This window comes from Streptococcus sp. 3613 (assembly GCF_013277375.1).
In the GTDB taxonomy this organism is placed as follows: domain Bacteria; phylum Bacillota; class Bacilli; order Lactobacillales; family Streptococcaceae; genus Streptococcus; species Streptococcus pseudopneumoniae.
In genome coordinates, this window is sequence record NZ_VMMV01000011.1 from 1 (window position 1) to 1,909 (window position 1,909).

Sequence of the window (1,909 nt, forward strand, 5' to 3'; positions counted from 1 at the left end):
TTGTAGTATAATGGTTTTTTCTTGTGTTTGTGGTTGAACAACAAGTATAACACAGAGGTGTTTTCTTATGCCTAGAAGAGCTTTCATTTGACAAGAGGAACCCTTGAAGCAGTTTTGTCAGCTAAACCAAGGCTAATCTTAGCCTTGGCTTGTCAGCCTAACAGCATCAAGCCTCTTATCAAATGAAATCGAGTACTAGCTATCAGCTAGTTGAACCATCTAATTTTTAGGAGGGCTGGGTGGCTAACTTCATTATAGAACTTTCAGTTAAATTTTTACCAAGAATAATTCACAAAAACGTTGTAAAACACTTGCAATTTAGCTGAAATTTGATAAAATAGTAAGGAAAGTTAGACTGTATTGCCTACTGTCTATCTATAAAATATATTTTATTGGAGGCTTTTACTCAAATGGCAAAAGAAAAATACGATCGTAGTAAACCACACGTTAACATTGGTACTATCGGACACGTTGACCACGGAAAAACTACCCTAACTGCAGCTATCACAACTGTTTTGGCACGTCGCTTGCCTTCATCAGTTAACCAACCTAAAGACTATGCGTCTATCGATGCTGCTCCAGAAGAACGCGAACGCGGTATCACAATCAACACTGCGCACGTTGAGTACGAAACTGAAAAACGTCACTACGCTCACATCGACGCTCCAGGACACGCGGACTACGTTAAAAACATGATCACTGGTGCCGCTCAAATGGACGGAGCTATCCTTGTAGTAGCTTCAACTGACGGACCAATGCCACAAACTCGTGAGCACATCCTTCTTTCACGTCAGGTTGGTGTTAAATACCTTATCGTCTTCATGAACAAAGTTGACTTGGTTGACGACGAAGAATTGCTTGAATTGGTTGAAATGGAAATCCGTGACCTATTGTCAGAATACGACTTCCCAGGTGACGATCTTCCAGTTATCCAAGGTTCAGCTCTTAAAGCTCTTGAAGGTGACTCTAAATACGAAGACATCGTTATGGAATTGATGAACACAGTTGATGAGTACATCCCAGAACCAGAACGTGACACTGACAAACCATTGCTTCTTCCAGTCGAGGACGTATTCTCAATCACTGGACGTGGTACAGTTGCTTCAGGACGTATCGACCGTGGTATCGTTAAAGTCAACGACGAAATCGAAATCGTTGGTATCAAAGAAGAAACTCAAAAAGCAGTTGTTACTGGTGTTGAAATGTTCCGTAAACAACTTGACGAAGGTCTTGCCGGAGATAACGTAGGTGTCCTTCTTCGTGGTGTTCAACGTGATGAAATCGAACGTGGACAAGTTATCGCTAAACCAGGTTCAATCAACCCACACACTAAATTCAAAGGTGAAGTCTACATCCTTACTAAAGAAGAAGGTGGACGTCACACTCCATTCTTCAACAACTACCGTCCACAATTCTACTTCCGTACTACTGACGTTACAGGTTCAATCGAACTTCCAGCAGGTACTGAAATGGTAATGCCTGGTGATAACGTGACAATCGACGTTGAGTTGATCCACCCAATCGCCGTAGAACAAGGTACTACATTCTCTATCCGTGAGGGTGGACGTACTGTTGGTTCAGGTATGGTTACAGAAATCGAAGCTTAATTCGATTTAGTTCCCAGAAGAACAATTATTTAAGTCAGACACTAAAAGAATCTTGCTTTGCAAGGTTCTTTTTTTCAGATATTGAACTAATACTCAATGAAAATCAAAGAGCAAACTAGGAAGCTAGCTGCAGGCTGCTCAAAACACTGTCTTGAGGTTGTAGATAAGACTGACGAAGTTAGCTCAAAACACTGTCTTGAGGTTGCAGATAGAACTGACGAAGTCAGCTCAAAACACTGTCTTGAGGTTGCAGATAGAACTGACGAAGTCAGCTCAAAATATGTTTTTGAGGTTGTAGATAA

At 41.2% G+C, this 1,909-nt stretch carries 2 protein-coding genes; both read left to right on the plus strand.

What is annotated here, in order from left to right:
• The first annotated feature begins 410 nt into the window (after positions 1-410).
• Positions 411-1,607: an elongation factor Tu gene (gene tuf / locus HT708_RS01405; protein ID WP_172925885.1), complete on the plus strand. Its 1,197-nt coding sequence runs from the start codon at positions 411-413 to the stop codon at positions 1,605-1,607.
• Positions 1,608-1,703: 96 nt separating this feature from the next.
• Positions 1,704-1,909, plus strand: a 206-nt coding sequence (locus HT708_RS11660; RefSeq protein ID WP_345889799.1) for a hypothetical protein, incomplete at its 3' end; no start/stop codon positions are given.